We start from the raw sequence: 578 nt of genomic DNA on the forward strand, positions 1-578 counted from the left end.
CCTTGGCCAGCGTGGACTTGCCACAGCCGGACTCGCCGACGATACCCAGCGTCTCGCCCTGCATGAGGTCGAAGGAGACCCCGTCGACGGCCTTGACGGCGCCGATCTGCTTCTTGAACAGGATGCCCTTGGTGAGCGGGAAGTGCTTGATCAGGTCGCGGACTTCGAGGATCGGCTCGCCGCTCGCCACCTCCTGGGCGAAGGCGGCCTCCGCCGGCGAGTCGAGTGCGCCGGCCCCGTCAACGGTCATGGAGGGTCTCCTTCCAGAAGAAGCAGGCGCTGCCCCGCCCGGCCAGTTCGGTGCCGTCGTCCTCGGTGACCGGGAACAGCTTCGGCACCTCCTGTCGACAGATGTCCTGGGCCCGCGGGCAGCGCGGGTTGAAGGCGCAGCCCGGCGGGATCCGCAGCAGATTGGGCGGCAGGCCCTTGATCGCGTACAGCTCCTGGCCCTTCTGGTCCAGGCGCGGGATCGAGTCCAGCAGTCCCCGGGTGTACGGGTGCGCCGGGCGGGCGTACAGCTCGTGCACGGGTGCCGTCTCCACGATCCGGCCGGCGTACATCACCGCGATCTTGTCGGC

At 69.2% G+C, this 578-nt stretch carries 2 protein-coding genes; both read right to left on the reverse strand.

Features of this window, described 5'->3' with window-relative positions:
* Nucleotides 1-250: ATP-binding cassette domain-containing protein (locus tag VR45_RS49750; RefSeq protein WP_045944813.1), on the reverse strand; the 250-nt coding region annotated here is incomplete at its 3' end.
* Nucleotides 240-578: oligopeptide/dipeptide ABC transporter ATP-binding protein (locus VR45_RS39600; protein WP_045944814.1), on the reverse strand; the 339-nt coding region annotated here is incomplete at its 5' end. The genes VR45_RS49750 and VR45_RS39600, both read right to left, overlap by 11 nt.

It is taken from the genome of Streptomyces sp. NRRL S-495 (assembly GCF_000966955.1).
Lineage (GTDB): Bacteria > Actinomycetota > Actinomycetes > Streptomycetales > Streptomycetaceae > Kitasatospora > Kitasatospora purpeofusca.